Below are 24,204 nucleotides of genomic sequence, written 5' to 3' on the forward strand. Positions count from 1 at the left end.
CAGCCGCTCTCAGCCGAGGGCGAGCACCGCGATCACGGTGCGGGCGGCCTGCCCGCCCTCCTCCTCGGCGATCGCCAGGGCGGTCGCGGCGTCCAGGTCGTCCAGCAGCGCGCGCACCGCCGCCCGCTCACCCGCCGCCGAGGCGGCGGGCCGCCCGGCCGCCGCATGCAGCCGCTCCAGCCGGGCCGCGGCCTCCTCCAGGCCGCCGGGACGGTAGTCCCAGTCGGCCGCCCACGGGTGATCGAGCAGCAGCAGGCGCACGGCGCCGACGGGGTGGTGCCGCAGCAGGTCGGCGGTGAAGACGAGGTTGCCCGCCGACTTGGCCATCTTGGCGCCGTCCACGCGGACCACCCCCACGTGCAGCCAGGCGCGGGCGAACGGCCGCACCCCGGTCACCGCCTCGGCCATCGCGGCCTCGTACGCGTGGTGCGGGAAGCGCAGGTCGGCGCCGCCGGCGTGCAGGTCGAGGGCAGGGCCGTACGTCGTCAGCGCCATGGCGGCGCACTCGGCGTGCCACCCCGGCCGCCCGGCGCCCCACTCGCTCGGCCAGCCCGGCTCCCCCTCCGCCGACGGCCGCCAGATCGCAACGTCCGCCGGGTCGTCCCTGCGCGGGTCGCCCCCATCAGAGGCGGGATCGTCGCCGAACTCCGCCAGCAGGCGGGCCGCCTCCTCGGCGCCGATCCCGGCCCGCTCGCGCACACCGGCACCACGGAAGTACACCGCGCCGTCCCGCTCGTACGCGTGGCCCAGCTCCAGCAGGGCGCGGGCGAGCGCGACGACCTGCGGCACGTAGGTGTGCGCCCGCGGCTCGTACGTCACCGGGTGCACGTGCAACGCCGCCATGTCCCGGTCGAAGTAGAACTGCTGCACCGCGGCGAAGCTGTCGTACGGGCTGCCGGCCCGGCGCGCCGCCGAGGTCAGCACGTCGTCCACGTCGGTGACGTTGCGGCACACCTCGACGGGCACGCCGGCGTGCCGCAGCACCCGCGCCGCCACGTCGGCCCACACGAACGTCCTCGCGTGACCGAGATGGGTCGTGTCGTAGGGCGTGATCCCGCACACGTACATCCGGGCGCGGCCCACGACGGGCAGCGGCCGCCGGCCGATCGTCAGCATGAAACCCCCTTCATCCCGGGCGGAGGAACTCCCGCAGCCGGTCGAGTGGCCACGTGTTGATTACCCGGTCGGGCGTGAGCCAGCCCCGCTGCGCGGTGCCGACGCCGTACCGCATGACGTCCAGGTGGGGCACGGCGTGCGCGTCGCTGTCGATCGCGAACAGCACGCCCCGTTCCGCGGCCCGCCGGACCAGGCCCGAGGGCAGGTCGAGCCGGTCGGGGAAGGAGTCGATCTCCAGCGCGGTCCCGGTGCGGACGCAGGCGTCGAACACGCTGGGCCAGTCGGCGTCCACCGGCTCCCGCCTTCCGACGACCCGCGCCGTCGGGTGGCCGATGATCTTCACGTACGGGTTCTCGCAGGCCCGGATCAACCGCCGGGTCATCTCCTCGGGCGACTGGGTGAAGTGCGAGTGCACCGAGGCCACGCACAGATCGAACCCGGCCAGGAACTCCGGCGGCCAGTCGACCTCTCCCACCGGGTCGATGTTGAGCTCGCACCCGTGCAGCAGCGTCATGCCGGGGCGGGCGGCGCCGAGGCGGCGGAGCCGCTCGCGCTGGTCCAGCGCCTTCTCGTCGGTCATCCGCTGCATGTAGAGGTTGGGCGCGTGGTCGGTCACCGCGTAGTAGGCGTAGCCGCGCGCCGCCGCCGCCTCGACCATCTCCTCCAGCGGCGCGAGCCCGTCGGTCAGGTCGGTGTGCGTGTGCAGGTCGCCGCGGATGTCGGCCATGGTCACCACCCTGGGCAGCCCCTCGCCCAACGCGGCCTCGATCTCCCCGGTGTCCTCGCGCAGCGTCGGCTCGATCCACGGCAGGCCGAGCATGCCGTACACCTCCGCCTCGTCCGCCGAGGTGATCTTCTCGCCGGTCGCCACGTCGAACACGCCGTACTCCGACAGCTTCAGCTTCCGGTGCACGGCGATCTCCCTGGTGCGGATGTTGTGCGCCTTGGAGCCGGTGAAGTACTGCAGCGCCGCCCCCCAGGAGTCCCTCGGCACCACCCGCAGGTCGACCTGGAGCCCCGCGTCCGTACGGACCGAGCTCTTCGTCTCGCCGTGCGCGATCACCTCGGTGACGTACGGCAGCGTGGTGAAGGCCGCCATCAGGGCGGCCGAGTCGTCGGCCGTGGCCAGGACGTCGACGTCGCCGATCGTGTCCTTCATCCGCCGCAGCGACCCGGCGTACGCGCACCGCTCGCAGCCCGGCACGGCCGACAGCGCGGGCACGATCTCCTCGGCGACCGCCATCGCGATCCCGATGTGCACCCGGCTGCCGGTCTTGCGCATCACCTCGATGCCGTGGAGCAGGTTCTCCTCGGTCTTCGCCCCGAACCCGTGCAGCCCCTCCAGTGCCCCGGCGTGGATCGCGTCCTCCAGCTTCTCGATCGAGTCGACGCCCCGCTCGTGGTACAGGACCATGGCCTTCTTCGGCCCGAGCGTGGGAATCGTGGTCAGCAGGCGCACCCCGGCGGGGATCTTCGTCCGCAGCTCCTCCAACTGGTGGATCGACCCGGTCCGCAGGTATTCGTCGATCTTCCCGGCGATCGACGCGCCGACGTTCGGGATCGCCCGCAGGGCCGCCGCGTCCATGCCGTCGATCTCCCGGCCGTACCCGCCGACCGACCGGGCCGCCTTCTCGTAGACCCTGACCTTGAACGCGTCTCCCCCGGTGATCGCGATCAGGTCGGCGTACTCCTGCAGCAGCCCGGCGACCTCCTCGTTGCAGCGTCTCATCACAGGCACCCCCCACCCGTCAGGCTAAGGTCCCGGCCCCGTGGGACCGAAGACCCGGGTGATTCGTACTGCCCGCGAGGCGACATCCCGCCCTGCCCGCCCCAGCCGGAAGCCGACCATAATGGCGGCCATGGCGGAGGTGACGGCGCGGGGGGACGGGTGCGAGCCCGGTGTGGCCCGACCGGGCCGTTTCCGGCGGGGCCTGCCGGCATGGCTTCCGGTCCGGCTGCTCGCGTCGGCGCTGGGACTGACCGTCCTCCTGCTGCTGGCACCGGCCACCGCCGCGGCGTCGACCGTGCCGGCCTGGCCCGCCTGGACCCTGGTGGCCGCGGCGGGGGTCTCGTTCGCGGGAGCCGTGGTGACCGGCGCCCGCTCCGGCCCGGGTTTACGGCCCCTGCCGGTGGCGTTCGTCGCGCTGCTCGCGGCGGTCACGGTCACGGCGGCCCTGGCCTACCGAGTGGACGGCTGGCAGACGCTGTTCTCCCTGCTCGCCGTGGCCGTGGCGCTCGTCCTCCCGGTCCGCGCCGCGCCCCCGCTCGTCGCCGTCACGGCCGCGCTCGCCGCGATCGTCCCCGTGGGCGGCAGGTCGTTCGGCGACGCCCTGTGGGGCACGGCGCTGACCACCCTGTTCGCCGGGATCACGACGTACGGCTTCCGCCGGATGTCCGAGGTGATCGAGGAGCTCGGCCGGACCAGGGAGAAGCTGGCCGTCGCCGCCGTCTCGGCCGAGCGCCTGCGCTTCTCGCGCGACCTGCACGACCTGCTCGGCCACACGCTCTCGATGGTGGTCGTCAAGGCCGAGGCCGTACGGCGACTGGCCCCGCGCGACACGGACGCGGCCGTGCGGCACGCGGCGGACATCGAGGCCATCGGGCGGCAGGCGCTGACCGAGGTGCGCGAGGCGGTCACGGGTTACCGGGACGCGAGCCTCGCCTTCGAACTCGACAGCGCCAGGGCGGCCCTGGCCACGGCCGGCGTCGACTGCGTGGTGAAGGAGTCGGGGCCCGCGCTGACGCGGGAGACCGACATGCTGCTGAGCTGGGTCGTCCGGGAGGGGGTCACGAACGTCGTGCGGCACTCCGGCGCCCGGCGCTGCGTCATCACGCTGCGTCGCGACCGCGACCCTGTGCTGGTCGAGATCAGCGACGACGGCTCTGATCATGACGACGACTCGGGCGGTGCCGTCGGTGAGGAGGACGGCAGCGGGCTGCGCGGGCTGCGCGAGCGCCTGGCCGCCGCGGGCGGGCGGCTGACGGCAGCCCGCCTGCCGCGGGGGTTCGTCCTCACCGCCGAGATCCCGCACGCGGGCGTGGACGACGACGACCGGGAGGATGGCCCGTGACCCGGGTGCTGATCGCCGAGGACCAGACGATGATGCGCGACGCGCTCACCGTGCTGCTCGACCTGGAGGACGACTTCGAGGTCGTCGCGCAGGTCGCGACGGCGGGCGAGATCGTTCCCGCCGCGCTGCGGGCCAGGCCCGACGTGGCCCTGCTCGACATCGAGATGCCCGGCGGCAGCGGGCTCGACGCGACCGCCGACCTTCGGGCCGCCCTCCCGGAGTGCGTGGTGGTCATCGTCACGACGTTCGGACGACCGGGTTACCTGCGCAGGGCGCTGGACGCGGGCGCGCGCGGCTTCGTGGTCAAGGACCGGCCCGTCGGCGAACTGGCCCAGGCGATCAGGCGCGTGCTCGCGGGTGAGGTCGTGGTCGACCCCGCCCTGGCCACAGCGGCCCTGAGCGCCGGGCCGAACCCGCTGACGCCGCGCGAGCGCGAGGTGCTCGCCGCCGCCGCGGACGGCTCCACCGCCGCCGACATCTCCGGGCGCCTCTACCTGTCGGAGAGCACCGTACGCAACCACCTGTCGGCGTGCATCACCAAGACCGGCACCCGCAACCGCATGGAGGCCGTCCGGGTCGCCCGCCACAACGGCTGGCTCTGACCCGGATCACCTTGCGGCCGGCCCGAAAACGGCGTCCGCAACCGCCCCGCAAGACCGGTGCCACCACGTTCCAAGACCGGCGCTTGACGATCGTCTCGGCTGAACGCCTGAGCACCTAGCGACGGTGATCGACGACTGGAAACTCTGGGACCTCAGGCCCATCATCAGCCCCTGGCTCCCTCAGGCGCGGGCGGGCCGGCCGCCGGGTTAGCGATGCGCCCGCCTGACCTCCGTCTTGCCCGGCCGCTTCCCGCGGCGTACGGTCGACTGTGTGACCGGAATCGTCATCTCGGTCACGACCACGGCGGAGGGGGGCGCGGTGACGTACCTCGATTCCCGGCCGGCGGGCCCGGTCCCCGTCGGGCGGGAGCGCGAGCGGCGGGCCGAGCGCATCCTGGACGCCGCGGGCGAACTCCTGGTGACCTGGGGATACCCGCGCATCACGGTCGAGGACGTGGCCCGGCGGGCGGGCGTCGGCAAGGGCACCGTCTACCTGCATTTCAGCACCAAGGAACTGCTCTTCCTCGCGGTGCTGATCCGCGCCGAGGCCCGGATCATCGAGCGGTTCGCCGCCGGCGTCCGCGCCGACCCCTCCGCGGTGCTGCTCAGCAGCGTGGCCAGGTCCACGTACCTGTGGATGCACGAGGAGCCGATCTTCCGGGCGACGCTCCTCGGCGACGGCGACACCCTCGGCACGCTGAGCAGGAGCGCCGCCGAGAACCTGCCGGGCCTGCTCGACGTGCGCGACCGCGCGCTCCGGGCGCACGTCGAGGTGCTGCGCGAGCACGGCCTGGTCCGCACCGAGCAGTCCCCGGCCCTCCAGGTCCACGCGTACGAGTCGATCCTGACCGGCTTCGTCGCGATCGAGCCTCTGTCGCCGTCCACCGTGCCCGCCCTGGCGGACAACGCGGACATGCTCGCCCATGTCGTCCGCTCGGCCTTCGAGCTCCCGGGGCGGCCCGAGAGCGTCCGGGCGGCGGCGCCGCGAGTGAACGAGATCTACCAGCGCCTGCTGGACCGGCTGAACGAGGAGATCCACCGGCACAGACGCACCTGACACGTGGAGGTAGGCATGAGCACTTCCAGCACGGCAGGACCCGTCAACCTGTTCGACGCGGACCTGGTGCGCGATCCGTTCGGGGGCTACTCGCGCCTGCGGGAGCGGGCCCCGATGGCACGCGGCTCCTTCCCCGGCCTGGACTCCCCGGTCTGGCTCGTCACGCGCTACGACGACGTCAAGACCGTGCTGGGCGACCGCCGGTTCGTCAACAACCCGGCCAACGTGCCGGGAGCGGACGTGCACAACCTCCGCGAGCAGCTCATCGAGGCCCGCGGGATCCCGCGCGAGTACGCCGCGTACCTCCTCGACAGCGTCCTCGACGCCGACGGCGACGACCACCTCCGGCTGCGCAGGCTGGTCTCGCGCGCCTTCACCGCCCGCCGGGTGGCGGAGCTGCGGCCCCGGGTCGAGCAGATCACCGAGGACCTCCTCGACCGGCTGCCCGGCCATGCCGAGGACGGCGTCGCCGACCTGATCGAGCGCTTCGCCTACCCCCTGCCGATCACCGTCATCTGCGAGCTGGTCGGCATCCCCGAGGAGGACCGCCCGCTGTGGCGGGAGTGGGGCAGGAGCCTGATCTCGCTCGAACCGGGGGCGCTGAGCGAGCCGCTGCGGCACATGGTGACCTACATCCGGGAACTCATCGCCCGCCGCCGGGCCGAGCCTGCCGGCGACCTGCTGACCGGCCTGATCCGCGCCCATGACGAGGACGGCGACCGGCTGACCGACACCGAGATGGTCACCATGGTCCTCACGCTCGTCCTCGCCGGGCACGAGACCACCGCCCACCTGATCGGCAACGGCACCGCCGCCCTGCTGACCCACCCGGACCAGCTCGCCGCGCTCCGGGCCGACCCCGGACTGCTGCCGCGCGCCGTGCACGAGCTGATGCGCTGGTGCGGGCCCGTCCAGGGCACCCGGCTCCGGTACGCGGCCGAGGACGTCGAGATCGGCGGCATGACCGTACGCCGGGGCGAACCGGTGATGGCGGTGCTGGTGTCGGCCAACTACGACCCCCGGCGCTTCGACGACCCCGACCGGCTCGACGTCACCCGCGAGCCCGACGGCCACAAGGAGGTCCACGTCGGCTTCGGCCATGGCCTGCACTACTGCCTGGGCGCCGCGCTGGCCCGGCAGGAGGGCGAGGTGGCCTTCGACGCCCTGCTGCGCCGCTACCCCCGGCTCGAACTGGCGGTCGCGCCGGAGGACCTCGACCGGCAGTTCCTCCCGTTCTCCTGGCGCCTGGCCCGCCTTCCCGTACGCCTGGGGACATGAAGGACATCAGGCGAAAATCTGGGCAATCCTACGTTTGCCCGTGAAGGGCATACACAGGTGTGCTTTACTGCTCGCGACGGGCGGCATCTCCGGGGCCGCCCGCGCGTAGCTCTGCTCCCCCGCACACCAGGAGATCCCTCATGCCCGACGCCCTCCGGGCCGCGACACTGGATGAGGAACTCGACGCCCGGCTCGCGAACACGAAGCCGCCTGCCGAGGTGGAGGAACTCGTCCGCGCCGCACTGGGCGCCGCGCCGCCGAAGGACGCGCCGGACGTCTCCGGGATCTACCTGGGGGCGGTGAGCGTCCGGGGGTTCCGCGGCATCGGCAGGGCCGCCCGCCTGCCTTTGACGCCCGGCAACGGGCTCACCCTCGTCACCGGCAGGAACGGCTCGGGGAAGTCCAGCTTCGCCGAGGCCGTCGAGATGGCGCTCACCGGTGAGAACTCCCGGTGGAGGGACCGGTCGCAGATCTGGACGGGCGGGTTCGCCAACCTCCACGCAGGCGTCTCACCGGAGATCGAGGTCGAGCTGGCGATCGCGGGTGACAGCGAACCGAGCGTGGTCAGGCTCGGGTGGACCGGTGACAGGCACGACGCCACGGCCGCGACCGTCGTCCGCCCCGGCCGGCCGGAGGCGCCGCTCACCGCTCTCGGGCTGGCGGGGGCTCTGGCCGATTTCCGGCCCTTTCTCCCGTACGCGGAGCTGGGCACCGCGCTCGACAAGCCGACGGAGATCCACGACAAGATCTCCGCGATCCTGGGCCTGGGGCGGCTGGCCGCGGCCTGCAAAGCCCTGCACGACCAGGCGCTGGCGCTCGACAAGACGGCACGCAAGCCGCGTCAGGGTCTTCCCCCGCTGCTCGCGCGGCTCGCGGGTAGGGCCGACCCGAGGGCCGCGACGGCGCACGCCGAACTGAGCAAGGCCCGCCCCGACCTGTCCGTCGTCGAGGCACTGGTGACAGGCGAGCGGGCACGAGACGCCGCGCACGAGGCGCTGCGCCGGCTCGCGGACCTCACCGGACCCGCCGAGCAGGCGGTCCGGGAGGCCTCCGAGCGCCTGCGTCGCGCGCGCCGCGCCGCGGAGCGGCTCAGGCAGTCCGCGGCCGAGGACGCCGGAAGGCGGGCCGATCTGCTCGATCTCGTGCTGGCCCACCATCGGCGGCATCCGGATGATCCCTCCTGCCCGGCCTGCGGCACCCCTGACGCCCTCGGTGAGTCCTGGGCCGCGCGGGCGGCCCAGGAGGTCACCCGGCTCCGGCGGGAGGCCGCGGACGCGACGGCGGCCGTGCAGGAGGTGCGGGACGCGGGCGAGGCCGCGCGCAGGCTCGTCGCCGACCCGCCACCCGGCCTGCCCGAACGGCTGACCGGTCTGTGGCAGGCATGGGCGGCCTGCCGCGAGCACGGCGACCCCGACGTCTTCGAGGCCGCCGGGCTGCGGCTGGCGGCCGAGTGCGCGGCCGTACGGGAGGAGGCCCGCCGCCGGCTCGCGGAGCTGGACGGCGACTGGCAGGAGGTCGCGCCGGAGCTGGCCGCCTGGTGCAGGGACGCCCGTGCGGGGCAGGAGGCGAAGGCGCGGCTCGCGCTGGTGAAGAAGGCCGACGCCTGGGCCCGCGACCTGCACGACACGCTGCGGGCCGAGCGGATGGCGGCACAGGGGCAGGAGGCGCGCCTCTACTGGCAGATCATGCGCGGGCACAGCAACGTGGCGCTGCGGGAGATCCGCCTGGAAGGCAGGGGCAACCTGCGCCGCGCGGAGCTGAGCGTGGCCGTGGACGACATTCCCGGTGCGGCGCTCGGGGTGATGAGTCAGGGCGAGTTGCACGCGCTTGCCCTGGCACTGTTCCTCCCCCGCGCCCTCGTCGACCGCAGCCCCTTCCGTTTCCTGGTCATCGACGACCCCGTCCAGTCGATGGACCCCGAGAAGGTGGACGGGCTGGCGCAGCTGCTCGACGAGGTCGCCAGGCATCGCCAGGTGGTCGTCTTCACGCACGACACGCGGCTGCCGCAGGCGATCCGGCGCCTCGGAATCGAGGCCACCATCCTCGAGGTCCGGCGCGGAGAACGATCCGAGATCGAGATCGCCGTCGACCTCGACCCGGTGGAGCGCGCGCTGCAGGAGGCGCGGGGCGTGGCGCTGAACCCCCGGCTCCCCCGCAACGTGGGCCAGACGGTCCTGCCCGGACTGTGCCGGGTGGCGCTGGAGACGGCGTTCGTGGAAGCGGCCCGCCGGCGGCTGTTGTCTGAAGGGGTCGACTACGCGGAGACCGAACGCGGCATCGCCGCCGCCCGGTCGACCGGCGACATCGCCGCCCTCGCCCTCGGCGTACGGCGCGAGGACGTGCCCGGCCGGCTGGACCGCCGCTTCGGCGACTGGGCGAGCGCGGTCTATCGCGCGTGCAACCAGGGCAGTCACAACCCGCAGCGCTTCTACGAGATCCTGCGCGGGCACGGCAGGGATCCGATCGGGAACGTCACCCGGCTCGCCCGTGGTCTGCGGGAGGCCCGCTGATGTCCCGGTGTCTCACGTTCCTCGACGACGCCGACGCCCTGCTGAGCGCCAGGGGAGACAGAACGTGGCCGCGGGCGGCCGCGTTCCTCATCCGGCTGGCCCTGGAGGCATGCCTGGCCGACTACTGGTCGAGGACGGCGCCGGGCCTGGAGCGCTGCGACACGCACGCCCAGATCGTCTGCCTCAAGGGCTACCGCGATCCCGACACCGCCCGGCTGGCGGCGCGGTGCTGGGCCGCGCTCAGCCGCGCCTGCCACTATCACGGATACGAGCTCAGCCCCACGGCCGCCGAGCTGCGCGGCCTGCACACGGAGGTGAGGGCGCTGGCCGGGCGCCTGCGGTGACGGCCCCGCCTTCCCGGGACTGTCGGATCATCCGAGTCGCAGAGTGCCATCGAACAGGCCGGCGAAACCGGCCGCGACCAGGCTCTCGCTCATCTCCCGCGCGGCCCGCATCGCGTCCTCGAATTCGAGCAGCCCGCGGAACGCCTCGCCGTACCTGCGCTGCTCCTCGACGGCGAGACGGGGCAGCTGGGCACGGCGGGGATCGACGCGCATCGAGGAGCCGAGCCTGGTCGAGGTGCCGGCGGCGGCGCGCAGGCATCCGGCGAGGAAGTGCGGGTCGAGCCGCTCGGGGTCGGCCCGGATGAGCAGGAGCTGGGCGCCGAGCACCGCGCCGGTCTCCGTCATCACGCGCGGCACGGGGCCGCTTCCCGCGATGAGCGGCGCGACCACGTCCCCGGCCTCGATCCGCACCTGACCGGTCACGTCGGCCGTACGGCCACTCGGCGCCCGGCCGAGCAGCAGGTCCTTGGCGGTGAGCACCGCAAGATCGCCCTCGTCCGGCATTTTCAGGGGCCCCTGCATGATCGCCACCACGCCCGCGCGGGCGAGCTCGCCGAGGCTGGTCATCGGCAGCTCCCCACGCCCGCCCGGGACCAGCCGGGGCAGGCCCGTCCCGAGGCCGCGGAGCAGCTCCTCGGTCTTCTCCCGCACCGCCGCGTACCCCGCGGGGTCGGCCTGCCCGGTGGAGGACACCCGGTGGCCGGTGCTCAGGTCCACCTCCTCGTCGAGGAGGTCGATGATCCTGACGCTTCCGCTGCCCGCGGGCAGCTCGGCGCCGTCGACGAAGGCCTGCCACGCCTTGTCCGCCAGGACGAGGTCCTCGCCCGCGTCGACCATCAGCACGTCGGACGGCGGGCTGTCTCCCGGCACCGGCCGGCGCAGCACCCACAGATCGGGCGCGCCGCTGGAGGCGGGAGCGGCTCCGGGGGAGAGCGTGATGACCGCCCTCAGCGCGCCCGCACGCAGCAGGTTGCCCCGGATCCGCCTGCCGGGGCGCCTGGCGGCCGCGGTGCCCGGCATCATGACGACCACCAGGCCGCCCGGTTTCACGTGGGCGAGGCAGTGCTGCACCCAGGCCAGCTCCGACTCGCCGCGCGGAGGCAGGCCGTACTCCCATCGGGGGTCGCTGGTCAGCTCCTCGTATCCCCATCCGCGCTCGTTGAACGGCGGATTGCAGACCACCACGTCGGCGAGCTCGCCGGGGAAGGCGTCGGCCCGCAGCGAGTCGCCGGCCGCGACGGTGCCCGCGGTGTCCGCGAACCGCAGGCGGATCCCGGCCAGACGCGCCGCGCTCTCGTTGAGCTCCTGGCCCAGGGCCCGCGAGGCGCCGGAGGCGAGCAGCAGCGTGCCGATCCCGCAGGCGGGGTCGAGGACCGTCGCGCCGGCGGTGCCGCCGAGCCTGGCCATCAGCTCGGCGACGGGACGCGGCGTGGCCAGCAGCCTGCGCGAGTGCAGCTCGGCGTAGCGGTCGCAGATGCCCCGGAAGGCCGCCACCGGGCCCTCGGCCTCGCCCACCTCGGCGATGGCCCTGACCAGGCCGGCGTCCACGACGACCCCGTCGGGCGCCTGCGCCGGTAGCCGCCGGAGCAGGGAGTCGTCGTCCAGGCGGAGCAGCTTCCGCCATGCCGCGGGATCCTGCCGGACGGACAGCAGCAGGGCCCCAGCGTGGGCGACGGCGTCGCCGAGCCGGATGTCGTCGGTGCCGGCCCGCAGCCGCTGCCAGAGCCGCTCGATCGGCGCGACCTCGACGTACCGGCCGTGGCGGCGCAGCCACGCCTCGACGTCCGCGAGCGAGAAGGCCGGGCTGCTCGCCGTGCCTCCGACCGGCTGCGGGAAGTCCTCGAACCGCTTGCGCCAGTTGCTCACCGCGGCCCTGCCGACGTCGGCGAGCCGCGCGATGTCGGCCGCGTTGACCGTGATGTCGTCGCGCCTCATCGCAGCCGAACCCCCGGAATCGTCCACGCCCGTCAGCATGCCAGGTTCACACCGATCTCGGCGTCTTCAAGCACACTGTCCCTGTTACGCTGCCGTGGAGGAACGGGTTCGGTGGCTGGAACGCACCCTCGCCGAGTCCGGCCACCCCGGAAGCCTCGCCGAAGTGCTGGTCGAGGCCCGTTCCCGGCTGAGCCACCTCGTCATCGGCCCCACCGGCGTGGGACGCGCTGCTCGCGCTGGACGACTTCGCCCGTGCCCGCTCCTCCGGCGCGTGATCCCGCCCGGCATGCTCGCCATGCGCGAGTCCGCGACGGTCACCGGCAGCGCCAGGTTCAGCCGGCGCGACCGGCAGGATCTATGTCGGCTATCTCGGCGATCATCTGCCGAACACCCGCACCAACTGACTTACGACCAGGTCAGCCGGTCGCGCCGGGCAGTCCCTGACCGGCGATGAGGGGCTCCAGCGTGAGGCCCTCGTGTTCGCGCTGGATGGAGCGCATGCGCCACTGGTCGGTGAACACGGCGAGCAGGGCCTGGTCGCGGCTGCGGGTCAGCACCTCCGCGCCGCGCTGGCGCCGCAGCACCTCCGCTGACTCGGCGTCGGTCCGGAGGGCGAGGGTGTACTCCAGCCGGTCGAGGACGATCTCCGCGCCGAACTCGACGGCCAAGCGGTGCTGCACGACCTCGAACTGCATGGGCCCGACCGCCGCGAGCACGGGGGCCTGGTCGCCGCGCAGGTCGGAGCGCAGCACCTGGATCACGCCCTCGCCGTCGAGCTGGTCGATGCCGCGGCGGAACTGCTTGGCCTTGGCGGTGCTGCGGGACCGGGCCACGGCGAAGTGCTCGGGGGCGAAGCTGGGGATGGGCGGGAACTCCACCTGCTTCCCCTCATACAGCGTGTCCCCCGGTCGCAGCGCGGTGGCGTTCACCAGCCCGACGACGTCTCCCGGGTACGCCTCGTCGATTGTGGCGCGCTCCTGGCCGAACACCGACTGGGCGTACTTGGTGGCGAACGGGCGGCCGGTGGCCGCGTGGGTGAGCACCATGCCGCGCTCGAACCGGCCGGAGCAGACCCGGACGAACGCGATGCGGTCGCGGTGGGCGGGGTCCATGTTGGCCTGCACCTTGAACACCAGGCCGGAGAACGGCGCGTCCAGCGGCCGGACCGCGCCCTCGACGTCCGGCCGGGGGGCCGGGGCGGGGGCGAGGTCGACGAGCACGTCCAGCAGCCGGGCCACGCCGAAGTTGGACAGCGCCGCGCCGAACAGCACCGGCGTCGACTCGTGCGCCTCGAACGCCTTCTGGTCGTGCTCGGCGCCGATCGCGGCGAGCAGGTCGGCCTCCTCCCCCGCGCGGGCCCAGTCGGCCCCGAGCTCGGCCGCGGCCTGCTCGGGGGTCAGCTCGGTCTCCAGCGCCTTGGTGGCGCCGCCGGGGGTGCGGGTGTAGCGGACCGCGCGGCCCTCCAGCCGGTCGACCACGCCGTGGAAGTTCCCGGCGGCGCCGATCGGCCAGGTGACCGGCGTGGGACGCAGACCGGTACGCTCCTCGATCTCGTCGAGCAGCTCCAGCGGCTCGCGGCCCGGCCGGTCCCACTTGTTGACGAACGTGATGACGGGGATGCGGCGGTGGCGGCAGACCTCGAACAGCTTCATGGTCTGCGGCTCCATGCCCTTGGCCGCGTCGAGCAGCATGACCGCGCAGTCGACCGCGGCCAGCACACGGTAGGTGTCCTCGGAGAAGTCGGCGTGGCCGGGCGTGTCGACCAGGTTGAACACGTGATCGCGGTAGTCGAAGCGCAGCGCGGCCGAGGTGATGGAGATGCCGCGGGCCCGCTCCATCTCCATCCAGTCGGACGTCACGCCCCGCCGGCCGGCCTTGCCGTGCACCGCTCCCGCCTGGGTGATCGCCGAGGCGTGCAGGGCGAGCGCCTCGGTCATCGTGGACTTTCCGGCGTCCGGGTGGCTGATCACCGCGAACGTGCGGCGGCGGGCCGCCTCACCCGTGGCGGTGCTCATCGCCACATCACCCTGCCGGCGCGGGCGCGGGTCGTCGTGGTGCGGTCGTGCGTGCAGGCCATCCGGGCTCCCAAACAGCGGTGGACGGTTGAGGTTACCGCGCCGGGCGCCGCGCCCCGGAATCGGCGCCGCCCGGCCATCGGCGGGCGCCGCCTGAGGGTGGCACTCGCGATACCGGCATCGGCCGATTCTGGCCCTTCCCGCCGTGGCCGGAGAGGCTCTGGCCGGGACCCACCACCACGACCAGGAGACGAAGCATGTCCTTTCTCGCAACGGAACCGGCCGGGACCACCGTGCGGGGGCGCCGCCGCTGGCTCGCTCTCCCGGTGATCCTCGTCGGCACGTTCATGACGATCCTCGACTTCTTCATCGTGAACGTCGCCATCCCCTCGGCCCAGGCCGAGTTGCACGCCACCGACGCGCAGATCCAGTTCGTGGTCGCCGGATACGGCATGGCGTACGCGTCGGGCCTGATCACGGGCGGCCGTCTCGGCGACCTGTACGGCAGGCGCAGGGTGTTCGCGATCGGCCTGGCCGGGTTCACCGCCGCGTCCGCGATGTGCGGGCTGGCGACGGGCCCGATGATGCTCCTGGCCGCCCGCGTCCTGCAGGGGATCGCGGCGGCGCTGATGTTCCCGCAGGTCCTGTCCGTCATCACCGTCACCTACACGGGCGACGACCGGCCCAGGGCGTTCGCGGGGTACGGCGCCGCGCTCGGCCTGGCCACCGTCGGCGGGCAGGTCCTCGGCGGCCTGCTCATCGCGGCGGACGTGCTCGGCCTGGGCTGGCGCGCCTGCTTCCTGGTGAACCTGCCCGTCGGCGTGGTCACGCTGCTCCTGCTGCGCCTCGTGCCCGAGTCGCGCTCCGAGACCGCGCGCACGCTCGACCTGACGGGCGTGGTCCTCGTCGTGCCCGCCCTGCTGCTCCTGCTGGTGCCGCTCGTGGAGGGCAGGCAGGAGGGCTGGCCCGGCTGGACCTTCGCGTCGCTGGCGGCGAGCGCCGCGATGTTCGCCCTGTTCGCGGTCCAGCAGCTGCGCCTGTCGCGGGCCGGCGGCGCCCCGCTGGTGGAGCCGTCGTTGTTCCGGTCCCGGTCGTTCACGGCCGGCCTGGCCACCGTGCTCGCGGTCTACGGCGGCATGGCCTCGTTCATGCTCGTCATCGCGCTGTACGTGCAGGACGGGCTGGGCCGCTCCCCTCTCGGCGCCGGCCTGGTGTTCCTCCCGATGGGCATGGCGTTCTTCGCCACCTCGGCGAACGCCGCGAGGTTCACCCGCCTGCTTGGCCGCCGTACGCTCACGGCCGGCGCGCTCCTCGTCGTCGCGGGGGAGGGCTGCCTCGCGCTGGTCACCCGGAACGCCGGCGCGGCGGTGAACCTTCCGCTGTACGAGGCGCTGATGGCCGTGGCGGGAGCGGGGATCGGCATGGTCGGCGCCCCGCTGCTGTCGCAGGCGCTTTCCGGCGTCGGCCCCGGCGACGCGGGTTCGGCCTCCGGCGTGCTGTCCACGGTCCAGCAGATGGCCGGGGCGCTCGGCGTGGCGATGATCGGGATCGTCTTCTTCGGCGTCCTGGGCGGCGCCGGAGGAGAGGCCGCCTCCCCCCAGGCGTACGGCAGGGCGTTCGCGGCGAGCCTGGTCTGCCTCGGGGCGCTGGCCGCGGCCGCCGCGGTGCTCACGGTGCCGGACCGGTGGTGGGGCGGGCCGGCCTCTTCTGCCGGGCACGCCGGTTCGCGATGATGGAGGAACGCGGGCGACCGGCGGGGGTGGGATGGGCGGCGAGACCGGGCACGACAACAGGCGCGAGCTGGCGCGGTTCCTGCGCGACCGGCGGGCCCGGGTGGCGCCGCAGGACATGGGCCTGCCGGTGGGCCCCCACCGCCGGACGAAGGGCCTGCGGCGCGAGGAGGTCGCGGTGCTCGCCGGCCTCAGCCCGACCTGGTACACCTACCTGGAGCAGGGCCGTGACATCAACCCCTCGCCCCAGGTTCTCGACAGCCTGGCCCGCGTGCTCGGTCTCAGCGAGGACGAGCGCCGCTACGTCCACCGGCTCGCGCGCACCCGGCCGGGCAGTGTGGACGGGCCGGTCGTGGGCGACGACCTCGTCGTACGGCTGGTCGAGGCCGCAGGTCGGGGTCCCTGGCCCCTCTACGCGGGCAACCGTTACGGCGACGTCGTGGCGTGGAACCGGGCGGCCACGGAGTGGTACACGGACTTCGGACGGCTGCCGGACTCACGCAGGAACATGCTGTGGTGGCTGCTGACGGACCCCGAGGCGAGGCGACGGCTGCCCGGCTGGGCCGGCGACGCCCTCGACGTCGTCGCCCGGCTGCGCACCGCCTACCCGCTGCTGGCGGGCGACGCGAGGATGAGCGCGCTGGTGGCCGGTCTGCGGGAGGCCAGCCCCGAGTTCCGTCGTTGGTGGGGCGAGCGGCACGTCCACGGCCCGCGGCTGCGGCCTCGCACGATCAGGGCTCCCGGCCTCGGCACGCGGACCTTCCGGCTCGCCCTGGTCGACGTGGTCGACAGCCCAGGGCACTCACTGGTGTTCCACCTGCCCGCACCGGACGGCCGGGAGCCCGGGAGCCGGGACTAGAGACGCTCGATGACGGTCACGTTGGCCTGGCCGCCGCCTTCGCACATCGTCTGCAGGCCGTACCGGCCGCCGGTGCGCTCGAGCTCGTGCAGCAGGGTGGTCATCAGCCGGGCGCCGGTCGCGCCGAGCGGGTGGCCGAGCGCGATCGCGCCGCCGTTGGGGTTGACCCGGGCGGGGTCGGCGCCGGTCTCCTTGAGCCAGGCCAGCACGACCGACGCGAACGCCTCGTTGATCTCGACGACGTCCATGTCGTCGATCGACATGCCGGTCTTCTTCAGCGCGTACGCCGTGGCGGGGATCGGCGCGGACAGCATGCGGATGGGGTCCTCCCCGCGGGCGGACAGGTGATGGATCCGGGCCCGGGGACGCAGGCCGTGCGCCTTCACCGCGGCCTCCGAGGCGATCAGCAGGGCGGCCGCGCCGTCGGAGATCTGCGAGGCGACGGCGGCGGTGAGCCGCCCGCCCTCCTCCAGGGTCTGCAGGCCCGCCATCTTCTCCAGCGAGGTGTCCCGGCGGGGGCCCTCGTCGGCGGTGACGCCCTCGAGAGGGGCGATCTCCCTGGCGAAGCGGCCCTCGTCGGTCCCCCGGATCGCCCGCTGGTGCGACTCGAAGGCGAACGCCTCCATGTCCTCGCGGGAGATGTCCCAGTCCCTGGCGATCATCTCGGCGCCGCGGAACTGCGACACGTCCTGCTTGCCATACCTGGCCTGCCAGCCGCGCGAGCCGACGTACGGCCCCTCGGTGAAGCCGAGGGAGTCGGCGGCGCCGCGCGAGGCGAAGGCGATCGGGATCTGCGACATGTTCTGCACGCCGCCGGCCACGACGAGGTCGCTGGTGCCGGACATCACGGCCTGCGCGGCGAAGTGGACGGCCTGCTGGGAGGAGCCGCACTGCCGGTCGACGGTGACGCCCGGCACCTCCTCGGGCAGCCCGGCGGCCAGCCAGCAGGTGCGGGCGATGTCGCCGGCCTGCGGGCCCACCGTGTCCAGGCAGCCGAAGACCACGTCCTCCACCGCGGCCGGGTCCACCCCGGAGCGCGTCATGAGCTCGGTCAGCACGTGCGCGCCCAGGTCGGCGGGGTGGACGCCGGAAAGGCCTCCGCCGCGCCTGCCCACGGGGGTGCGCACCGCCTCGACGATGTATGCCTCCGCCATCGCACAACTCCTCAGGTTGTTGTCAGGATCCCGTCCAGGACCATCGCTATGTACTGCCTGGCGATCTCCTCGGCCGGCAGCGGGCCGTCACCGCGGTACCAGCTCGCGGCCAGCCACACGGTGTCGCGGATGAAGCGGTAGATGAGGCCGGTGTCGAGGTCGGCCCGGAAGACGCCGTCGGTGACGCCGCGGTCCAGCACCGACAGCCACATCTCACGGAAGCGCCGCTGCGACTCGGTCAGATAGGAGAAGCGCGGGTTCGTCGCGAGGTGCTTGGACTCGTTCTGGTAGATCACGACGGCCGGGCGGTGCCGGTGGATGGTGCGGAACGACTCCACGATCAGCGCCTCGAAGGTCTCCCGCGCGCCGAGGCCGGAGCCGGTCACCTTGTCGTACGCCGCCCACATCTCGGTGAGGAAGGCCGACAGGATCTCGTCGACCATCGACTCCTTGGAGTCGAAGTGGTAGTAGAGACTGCCGCCGAGCATGTCGGCGGCCTCCGCCACCTCGCGGACCGTCGTGGCCGCGTAGCCCCGTGACGCGAACACCTCGGCCGCGGTGGCCAGCAGCTCGGCCCGCCGCTCGGCGCGGGCGGCCGCGGTGCTCTCTGCGTCTCTGCGTCGTGGGCTCATGGGAAAGTTCGACCTCTCAGGGGTGCTGGCTGGAGACCGAGACGACCTCTCCGGTCATGTAGGAGGAGTAGTCGCTCGCGAGGAAGACGATAACGTTGGCGACTTCCCATGGTTCCGCGTGGCGGCCGAAGGCCTCCTTCCCGGTCAGTTCGGCCAGCAGTTCCTCGGTCGTGACCTTGGCCAGGTGCGGGTGCATGGCCAGCGAGGGGGCGACGGCGTTGACCCGCACGCCGTACGACGCCGCCTCGATCGCCGCGCACCTGGTCAGCGCCATGACGCCGGCCTTGGCCGCCGCGTAGTGCGCCTGGCCCTCCTGGGCCCGCCAGCCGATCACCGAGGCGTTGTTCACGATCACGCCGCGGCCGCGCGGCTGCATGCGCGTCAGCGCGGCGCGGGTGCAGCGCATGGTGCCGTTCAGCGTGACGTCGAGAACCCGGCTCCACTGCTCGTCGGTCATCTCGACGAGCCTGGCCGTGCCGCCGAGTCCGGCGTTGTTGACGACCACGTCCGCAGGACCGAACCGCTCCTCCGCCGCGGCGAACAGACGCTGGACCTGTTCCTCGGAGGTGACGTCGCAGGGCACGGCGGTCACCGCGTCCGCGCCGAACTCCTCCTCCAGGGCGGCCAGGCTCTCGCCGAGCCGGCGCTCGTGGGCGTCGCTCACGACGACCCGCGCGCCCTCCTCCAGCATGCGCCGGGCGCAGGCGCCCCCGATACCGGTGCCGGCCGCGGCGGTCACCACCGCCACCCGGTCGCGCAGCAGACCGTGACCGGTCACGTAGGTCGGCATGCCCACCCTCTCCTCAGCGTACGACTCGTGATTTACTCTATCAAATGGTTGTTAGAAAGAATGCGAGGGTCGCATGACAGTGGTGCGTTACGAGCGCCGCGGGCCCGTGGCGGTGGTCACCATGAACCGCCCGGAATACCGCAACGCGCAGAACTCGGCGATGACGTACGCCCTGGACGAGGCCTTCTCCCGGGCGGCGGCCGACGACGAGGTCAAGGTGATCGTGCTGGCCGGCGAGGGCAGGCACTTCTCGGCCGGGCACGACATCGGCACGCCGGGCAGGGATGCCCACGTCTCGTTCGAGCGCAGGGCGGGCCTGTGGTGGGACCACGTCGGCAAGGAGGGCGCCGAGAGCCGCTTCGCCCGGGAGTCGGAGGTCTACCTGGGCATGTGCCGGCGGTGGCGGGAGATCCCCAAGCCGGCGATCGCCATGGTGCAGGGCGCCTGCATCGCGGGCGGGCTCATGCTCGCCTGGGTCTGCGACCTGATCGTCGCCTCCGACGACGCGTTCTTCGCCGACCCCGTCGTACGCATGGGCATCCCGGGCGTGGAGTATTTCGCCCACCCCTGGGTCATGCCGCCCAGGATCGCCAAGGAGTTCCTGTTCACCGGCGACCGGATGCCGGCCAGGCGCGCGTACGAGGTGGGGATGGTCAACCGGGTCGTGCCGCGCGACGACCTGGAGACCGAGACGTTCGCACTGGCCGAGAAGATCGCCACGATGCCGCGCATGGGCCTGGCGCTGACCAAGAAGGCCGTCAACCAGGCCGAGGACCTGCAGGGCATGCACGCCGGCATGGACTCGGTCTTCGGCCTGCACCACCTCGCCCACGCCCACAACGCCGAGACCTCGGCCGACTCCCTGGCCGGGATGGACCCCAAGAGCATGAAGGCGGCCGCCGATGGATCTTGACCTCTCGCCGGTGGAGCCGTTCCGCGCCGAGGTGCGCGCCTGGCTCCGCGCGCACGTCCCCGCCACTCCCCTGCCGTCCCTGGAGACCGAGGAGGGCTTCGCCGCCCACCGCGCCTGGGAGCGCGAGCTGCACGCGGCCCGCCTGTCGGTGGTGTCGTGGCCCGAGGAGTACGGCGGCCGGAACGCCTCCCCGCTGGAGTGGCTGGTCTTCGAGGAGGAGTACTACGCGGCCGGTGCGCCGGGGCGGGTCAGCCAGAACGGCATCAACCTGCTCGCGCCCACCCTGTTCCAGCACGGCACGCCCGAGCAGCTCGCCCGCGTCCTGCCGTCGATGGCCTCCGGCGAGGTGATCTGGGCCCAGGCGTGGTCGGAGCCGGGCGCGGGCAGCGACCTCGCGTCCCTGCGCGCGACCGCGACCCGCATCGACGGCGGCTGGCTGCTGAACGGCCAGAAGACGTGGAGCTCGCGGGCCGCCTTCGCCGACTGGGGCTTCGGGCCGTTCCGCTCCGACCCGCAGGCCGAGCGGCACCGGGGGCTGACCTACCTCATGTTCCCGCTCGACGCCGAGGGGATCACGCGCAGGCCGATCGGCCGCATCGACGGCAAGCCGGCCTTCGCCGAGCTGTTCTTCGACGACGTGTTCGTCCCCGACCGCGACGTGATCGGCGAGCCGGGCGCGGGCTGGCGGGTCGCGATGAGCACGACGGGCAACGAGCGCGGGCTCACCCTGCGCAGCCCCGGCCGCTTCCTGGCCGCCGCCGACCGGCTGGTGGAGCTGTGGCGCGAGCGCGGCGACCCCGCCGACACCGCGCTGCGCGACCGGGTGGCCGACGCGTGGATCAAGGCGCGCGCCTACCGGCTCAAGGGCTTCGAGACGATCTCCCGTACGGAGGACGTCGGCGCCGAGTCCAGCGTCAACAAGATCTTCTGGTCGGAGCTGGACGTGGCGCTGCACGAGACGGCCCTCGACCTGCTCGGCCCGGACGGCGAGCTGGCGGGCGAGTGGCTGGAGGGATACGTCTTCTCCCTGGCCGGCCCGATCTACGCCGGGACCAACGAGATCCAGCACAACGTGATCGCCGAGCGTGTGCTCGGCCTGCCGAAGGCGGGAAGCCGATGAGATTCGTCCTCGACGCCGAGCAGCGGCTGTTCGGCGAGACCCTCGGCAAGCTGCTCACCGAGGCGGCCGTGCCCGGGATGGTCCGCGACTGGGCGGCCGGGCGGCGCGAGGGCGGCCTCGCGCTGTGGCGCACGCTGGCCGAGGCCGGGGTGTTCGCGATCGCCGTGCCCCAGTCTGCGGGAGGGGCCGCCGGAGACGCCGGGCCGCTGCCGGTCGAGCTGGTGACCGCGTTCCACGAGCTCGGCAGGCACGGCGTGCCCGGGCCGTACGCCGAGACCGTGGCCGCCGCCGTGCTGCTCGACCGGCTGGGCGAGCAGGCCCTGGCGAGCCGGTGGCTGCCGCCGATCGCCGAGGGAACGGCCGTGGTCACGCTCGCGCTGCCCCCGGCCGTGCCGTACGCGCTGGACGCGGACGCCGCTGACCTGGCGTTGCTGGCGGACGGCGAGCGGCTGTGCGCCGCCGTCCCCGGCGAGGCCCGCGCGTCGCTCGACCCCGCCCGGCGGCTGTTCCCCGTCAGACCGGGCGAGGTGCTGGCCGAGGGACCGCACGTGGCGGCCGCCGCCGCCGAGGCGTACGACATGGGCGTGCTCGCCTGCGCGGCTCAGCTCGTGGGGACCGGACGCCGCCTGCTGGAGGTGTCGGTGGACTACGCGAAGGCCCGGCGGCAGTTCGGCCGGCCGATCGGCGAGTTCCAGGCGGTCAAGCACCACCTGGCCGACGCCCTGGTCGGGCTGGAGTACGCCCGCCCGCTGGTGCACGGCGCCGCCCTGGCGTACGGCACGCCGGACTTCACCCGCGACGTGTCGTCGGCCAAGGCCGCGGCGTCCGAGGCGGCCTACGCGGCGGCGAAGATCGCCCTCCAGGTGCACGGCGCGATCGCCTACACCGACGAGTACGACGCCAGCCTCCTCATTCGCAGGGCCCGCGCCCTGCACACGGCGTGGGGCTCGCCCTCGGACCACCGGGCCCGGGTGATGGCCTCACTGGCACGGTGAGGCAGGTCACAGCACGCGGGTCACAGCACGCGGGTCACAGCACGCGGGTCACAGTACGCGGATCGAGGAGATGAGGCGGTTGACGTCCGGCAGGTAGTCCTGCGCGGGGTCGGGCATCCTGACGTAGAGGTAGGCGGGCCGTTCCTTCCCGGTGTCGATCAGAACCAGGGTCTGCAACTCGCTCCGGATCGCCGTGTCCGCCTTGGCGCCCATCCTGGTCTGCCGGACGAGCACCCACGCCTCGCGGCCGTCGACGGTCAGCGGCTGCGAGACCAGGTCCACGAAGATGGTGTCGGGTGAGTAGATCCAGGTGAAGGTCTCCATCTGGGCCATCGCCGCCTGGAAGAGCCTCCGTTCTCCCTTGTAGCTGAAGAACAGCTCCGGGCTCAGCCGGTCGGAGCCGTACAGGGCGAACCAGCCCCGCTCCGGCCGGGACTCCACCCACAGGCTGAGCGTCCGCCCGGCGGCGCCCGGCAGCTGCTCCCGGCTCGGCGACGCCCACCCACCGCCCAGCCGGGCGTAGGACAGTCCCGCCGCGCGGTCGGTGAGCCGCCCGATCACCGGGGACGACTTGCCCGGATAGCGCGGCAGCTTCATGATGTCGTCGCTCTGCGCGAGCTCCATCGCCGGCCCCATCGGCGCCGGCCGGTAGGTCGACCGATCGCCGGGTGTCACGGTGCACGACGCGATGTGGTTGGTGTCCGCGGCGACGGTCTCGCCCTTGATCTGCATCTCGCAGCGGACCAGGAGTCCGCCCGCCGCGGTGGCGATCACGGACACCGGCTGGCCGGCGTGGACGTCGATGTCCCGGTGGAGCGGCAGGCCGACATCCTTCATCTCCTCGCGGCGACCGCCGGGCAGTTCCAGGGCGACGTCGGCACGCCCGTGGCCGTCGATCAGATAGGTCACGGTGACCGGGCCGGTGAGCGGAGCCGCTACGCGGGCCGCCGAACCGATGGCGAACACACCGCCGTAGCAGAACAGGATGGCGGCGCCCAGGCCGCTCACCCAGCGGGGCACGGGGGCGCGCATCCGGCGGCCCTCACGGGAGTACGGCATCAGCTCGCCTCCGCCAGCCCGGTGGCCGCTTGTTCCGGAGCCAGGGCGAGCCCGGCTCTGCGCGCCCGGCGCACGCTGGCGCGCAGCACCTCCTCCACCCTGCGCGCCTCCTCCGTCAGCCCGGCGATCTGGGCGACGGCCAGTTCGTCCCTGACGGTCCGCGCGAGGAGCTCCCGGTAGGCCTCGCTGCGTTCCGACAGCCGGCGCGCCGTCTCCCACTGCCGCAGTGCCTCGTCGGCGGCTCCGGCCTGGGCGGCGTACTCCTCCAGCGCGGCGACGCGCCGGGTCACCGCCTCGGTCGCCAGGCCGAGGGCCTGCGCCTGCGCGCCGAGCATGTCGGCGATCCTGCGGTCCTCCCGGTGCGGCACGCCCTCGTGCTCGGCCCGCAGCGCCTCCACCTGGGCGAGCGTGAGAGCGATCTCCCAGAGCTGGGCGGGCAGCGTCACGGCGTTGCGGACGTCGTCGAGCAGCCCGGCCCGGTTCACCTCCGATCCGAGCACCGCCCCGACCGCTTCACGCGCCCGCTCCAGCAGATCGGCCGCCGCCTCGCCGAGGTCCTGTGGGCGTACGTACCGCCCGTGCAGGGTCCGGGCGAGCCGCGCGGCGGGCCCTTCCCCGCACCGCCACAGCAGTACGCCGAAGACGACCGGCATGAGGCACCCGCACAGCAACAGGAACGCGCCCAGCCCCGGGCCCCATGCGATCGAGGCCGCGGCCAGCCCCGCCAGCACGGTCTGGGCGGCCAGTCCCGCCCACATGACGGCGCCGCCGTAGAACCGGCCCATCACGGCGGGCAGGAGCGTCCACACCGGTGCGTACGACAGGCAGAGCCCGGCGTCCCGGACGGTACGCCCGCCGAACCGCGGTTTCCCCGGTGGAGCACCGGGCGGACGCAGCACGCCGGCGTCGCTCAGCAGGAGCCTGCGCTGACGCTCGGGCACCTCGGGATCGATGATCGGTTCCGGCACGCGTCCATCCTGTGTCCGCACCGGACCGGGCCTCAAGATCCCTGCCGGAAACGGAA

Annotated in this window: 20 protein-coding genes; 11 read left to right on the top strand and 9 right to left on the bottom strand. The window is 73.5% G+C overall.

The window, feature by feature from the left end; genetic code table 11:
- Positions 1-9: 9 nt before the first annotated feature.
- Positions 10-1,116 (bottom strand): class I tRNA ligase family protein, encoded by a 1,107-nt coding sequence (locus tag ABZ857_RS23390; RefSeq protein WP_357046186.1) that lies wholly within the window; start codon positions 1,114-1,116, stop codon positions 10-12.
- 10 nt (positions 1,117-1,126) lie between these two features.
- Positions 1,127-2,845, bottom strand: a complete 1,719-nt coding sequence (gene polX, locus ABZ857_RS23395) for a DNA polymerase/3'-5' exonuclease PolX (RefSeq protein WP_357046188.1) — start codon at positions 2,843-2,845, stop codon at positions 1,127-1,129.
- A 130-nt stretch (positions 2,846-2,975) separates the two neighbouring features.
- On the opposite strand from polX, the gene ABZ857_RS23400 reads away from it, so the two are divergent.
- From ABZ857_RS23400 to ABZ857_RS23425, 6 genes are all read left to right on the top strand, one after another.
- Positions 2,976-4,187: a histidine kinase gene (locus ABZ857_RS23400; RefSeq protein WP_357046190.1), complete on the top strand. Its 1,212-nt coding sequence runs from the start codon at positions 2,976-2,978 to the stop codon at positions 4,185-4,187.
- On the top strand, positions 4,184-4,789 hold the full coding sequence (locus tag ABZ857_RS23405; protein WP_357046192.1) for a response regulator transcription factor: 606 nt from the start codon (positions 4,184-4,186) through the stop codon (positions 4,787-4,789). Before ABZ857_RS23400 ends, ABZ857_RS23405 begins: the two co-directional genes overlap by 4 nt.
- Before the next feature lie 271 nt (positions 4,790-5,060).
- Positions 5,061-5,846 (top strand): TetR/AcrR family transcriptional regulator, encoded by a 786-nt coding sequence (locus tag ABZ857_RS23410; protein WP_357046194.1) that lies wholly within the window; start codon positions 5,061-5,063, stop codon positions 5,844-5,846.
- Positions 5,847-5,861: 15 nt separating this feature from the next.
- On the top strand, positions 5,862-7,124 hold the full coding sequence (locus ABZ857_RS23415) for a cytochrome P450 (protein WP_357046196.1): 1,263 nt from the start codon (positions 5,862-5,864) through the stop codon (positions 7,122-7,124).
- Positions 7,125-7,264: 140 nt separating this feature from the next.
- Positions 7,265-9,634, top strand: coding sequence for an AAA family ATPase (locus ABZ857_RS23420; protein WP_357046198.1), 2,370 nt, complete (start codon positions 7,265-7,267; stop codon positions 9,632-9,634).
- A complete protein-coding gene (locus ABZ857_RS23425) occupies positions 9,634-9,978 on the top strand; it encodes a hypothetical protein (RefSeq protein WP_357046200.1) in 345 nt (114 codons plus the stop codon). The genes ABZ857_RS23420 and ABZ857_RS23425 overlap by 1 nt, the downstream gene beginning before the upstream one ends.
- 27 nt (positions 9,979-10,005) lie before the next feature.
- Here the strand turns inward: ABZ857_RS23425 and ABZ857_RS23430 are convergent, their stop codons facing one another.
- Together ABZ857_RS23430 and ABZ857_RS23435 are read right to left on the bottom strand one after the other, a co-directional pair.
- Complete coding sequence (locus ABZ857_RS23430; protein WP_357046202.1) at positions 10,006-11,913, bottom strand: N-6 DNA methylase; 1,908 nt, start codon at positions 11,911-11,913, stop codon at positions 10,006-10,008.
- Between the two features lie 416 nt (positions 11,914-12,329).
- A complete protein-coding gene (locus ABZ857_RS23435; protein WP_357046204.1) occupies positions 12,330-13,928 on the bottom strand; it encodes a peptide chain release factor 3 in 1,599 nt (532 codons plus the stop codon).
- Between the two features lie 257 nt (positions 13,929-14,185).
- Between ABZ857_RS23435 and ABZ857_RS23440 the strand changes: the two genes are divergently transcribed.
- Together ABZ857_RS23440 and ABZ857_RS23445 are read left to right on the top strand one after the other, a co-directional pair.
- On the top strand, positions 14,186-15,661 hold the full coding sequence (locus ABZ857_RS23440) for an MFS transporter (RefSeq protein ID WP_357046206.1): 1,476 nt from the start codon (positions 14,186-14,188) through the stop codon (positions 15,659-15,661).
- A 31-nt stretch (positions 15,662-15,692) separates the two neighbouring features.
- The gene (locus ABZ857_RS23445; RefSeq protein ID WP_357046208.1) at positions 15,693-16,517 is read left to right on the top strand and encodes a helix-turn-helix transcriptional regulator; all 825 of its coding nucleotides are present in this window, start codon (positions 15,693-15,695) and stop codon (positions 16,515-16,517) included.
- Here the strand turns inward: ABZ857_RS23445 and ABZ857_RS23450 are convergent.
- The 3 genes from ABZ857_RS23450 to ABZ857_RS23460 are packed head-to-tail and all read right to left on the bottom strand — an operon-like array spanning position 16,514 to position 19,093.
- Positions 16,514-17,671, bottom strand: coding sequence for an acetyl-CoA C-acetyltransferase (locus ABZ857_RS23450; protein ID WP_357046210.1), 1,158 nt, complete (start codon positions 17,669-17,671; stop codon positions 16,514-16,516). The genes ABZ857_RS23445 and ABZ857_RS23450 overlap by 4 nt on opposite strands.
- 11 nt (positions 17,672-17,682) lie before the next feature.
- On the bottom strand, positions 17,683-18,303 hold the full coding sequence (locus ABZ857_RS23455; RefSeq protein ID WP_357046212.1) for a TetR/AcrR family transcriptional regulator: 621 nt from the start codon (positions 18,301-18,303) through the stop codon (positions 17,683-17,685).
- Positions 18,304-18,319: 16 nt separating this feature from the next.
- Positions 18,320-19,093, bottom strand: a complete 774-nt coding sequence (locus ABZ857_RS23460) for an SDR family oxidoreductase (protein ID WP_357046214.1) — start codon at positions 19,091-19,093, stop codon at positions 18,320-18,322.
- A gap of 73 nt (positions 19,094-19,166) precedes the next feature.
- On the opposite strand from ABZ857_RS23460, the gene ABZ857_RS23465 reads away from it, so the two are divergent.
- The 3 genes from ABZ857_RS23465 to ABZ857_RS23475 are packed head-to-tail and all read left to right on the top strand — an operon-like array spanning position 19,167 to position 22,121.
- Positions 19,167-20,006: an enoyl-CoA hydratase gene (locus ABZ857_RS23465; RefSeq protein WP_357046216.1), complete on the top strand. Its 840-nt coding sequence runs from the start codon at positions 19,167-19,169 to the stop codon at positions 20,004-20,006.
- Positions 19,996-21,126: an acyl-CoA dehydrogenase family protein gene (locus tag ABZ857_RS23470; protein WP_357046218.1), complete on the top strand. Its 1,131-nt coding sequence runs from the start codon at positions 19,996-19,998 to the stop codon at positions 21,124-21,126. The genes ABZ857_RS23465 and ABZ857_RS23470 overlap by 11 nt, the downstream gene beginning before the upstream one ends.
- Positions 21,123-22,121, top strand: coding sequence for an acyl-CoA dehydrogenase (locus ABZ857_RS23475; RefSeq protein ID WP_357046219.1), 999 nt, complete (start codon positions 21,123-21,125; stop codon positions 22,119-22,121). The genes ABZ857_RS23470 and ABZ857_RS23475 overlap by 4 nt, the downstream gene beginning before the upstream one ends.
- A gap of 48 nt (positions 22,122-22,169) precedes the next feature.
- On the opposite strand, the gene ABZ857_RS23480 is transcribed toward ABZ857_RS23475, so the two are convergent.
- The gene (locus ABZ857_RS23480; RefSeq protein ID WP_357046220.1) at positions 22,170-23,180 is read right to left on the bottom strand and encodes a hypothetical protein; all 1,011 of its coding nucleotides are present in this window, start codon (positions 23,178-23,180) and stop codon (positions 22,170-22,172) included.
- The gene (locus ABZ857_RS23485) at positions 23,180-24,148 is read right to left on the bottom strand and encodes a hypothetical protein (RefSeq protein WP_357046221.1); all 969 of its coding nucleotides are present in this window, start codon (positions 24,146-24,148) and stop codon (positions 23,180-23,182) included. Before ABZ857_RS23485 ends, ABZ857_RS23480 begins: the two co-directional genes overlap by 1 nt.
- Positions 24,149-24,204: the final 56 nt, after the last annotated feature.

The sequence above is a fragment of the Microbispora sp. NPDC046933 genome (assembly GCF_040644635.1).
Taxonomy (GTDB): domain Bacteria; phylum Actinomycetota; class Actinomycetes; order Streptosporangiales; family Streptosporangiaceae; genus Microbispora.

What these genes read in the sequence shown, in the direction of transcription:
- ABZ857_RS23420 (WP_357046198.1), top strand. Translation starts at nt 7,265, where the DNA reads ATGCCCGACGCCCTCCGGGCCGCGACACTGGATGAGGAACTCGACGCC.
- ABZ857_RS23390 (WP_357046186.1), bottom strand. Translation starts at nt 1,116, where the DNA reads ATGCTGACGATCGGCCGGCGGCCGCTGCCCGTCGTGGGCCGCGCCCGG.
- ABZ857_RS23470 (WP_357046218.1), top strand. Translation starts at nt 19,996, where the DNA reads ATGGATCTTGACCTCTCGCCGGTGGAGCCGTTCCGCGCCGAGGTGCGC.
- ABZ857_RS23450 (WP_357046210.1), bottom strand. Translation starts at nt 17,671, where the DNA reads ATGGCGGAGGCATACATCGTCGAGGCGGTGCGCACCCCCGTGGGCAGG.
- ABZ857_RS23460 (WP_357046214.1), bottom strand. Translation starts at nt 19,093, where the DNA reads ATGCCGACCTACGTGACCGGTCACGGTCTGCTGCGCGACCGGGTGGCG.
- ABZ857_RS23400 (WP_357046190.1), top strand. Translation starts at nt 2,976, where the DNA reads ATGGCGGAGGTGACGGCGCGGGGGGACGGGTGCGAGCCCGGTGTGGCC.
- ABZ857_RS23465 (WP_357046216.1), top strand. Translation starts at nt 19,167, where the DNA reads ATGACAGTGGTGCGTTACGAGCGCCGCGGGCCCGTGGCGGTGGTCACC.
- ABZ857_RS23430 (WP_357046202.1), bottom strand. Translation starts at nt 11,913, where the DNA reads ATGAGGCGCGACGACATCACGGTCAACGCGGCCGACATCGCGCGGCTC.
- ABZ857_RS23475 (WP_357046219.1), top strand. Translation starts at nt 21,123, where the DNA reads ATGAGATTCGTCCTCGACGCCGAGCAGCGGCTGTTCGGCGAGACCCTC.
- ABZ857_RS23455 (WP_357046212.1), bottom strand. Translation starts at nt 18,303, where the DNA reads ATGAGCCCACGACGCAGAGACGCAGAGAGCACCGCGGCCGCCCGCGCC.
- ABZ857_RS23415 (WP_357046196.1), top strand. Translation starts at nt 5,862, where the DNA reads ATGAGCACTTCCAGCACGGCAGGACCCGTCAACCTGTTCGACGCGGAC.
- ABZ857_RS23445 (WP_357046208.1), top strand. Translation starts at nt 15,693, where the DNA reads ATGGGCGGCGAGACCGGGCACGACAACAGGCGCGAGCTGGCGCGGTTC.
- ABZ857_RS23425 (WP_357046200.1), top strand. Translation starts at nt 9,634, where the DNA reads ATGTCCCGGTGTCTCACGTTCCTCGACGACGCCGACGCCCTGCTGAGC.
- ABZ857_RS23435 (WP_357046204.1), bottom strand. Translation starts at nt 13,928, where the DNA reads ATGAGCACCGCCACGGGTGAGGCGGCCCGCCGCCGCACGTTCGCGGTG.
- ABZ857_RS23480 (WP_357046220.1), bottom strand. Translation starts at nt 23,180, where the DNA reads ATGCCGTACTCCCGTGAGGGCCGCCGGATGCGCGCCCCCGTGCCCCGC.
- polX (WP_357046188.1), bottom strand. Translation starts at nt 2,845, where the DNA reads ATGAGACGCTGCAACGAGGAGGTCGCCGGGCTGCTGCAGGAGTACGCC.
- ABZ857_RS23440 (WP_357046206.1), top strand. Translation starts at nt 14,186, where the DNA reads ATGTCCTTTCTCGCAACGGAACCGGCCGGGACCACCGTGCGGGGGCGC.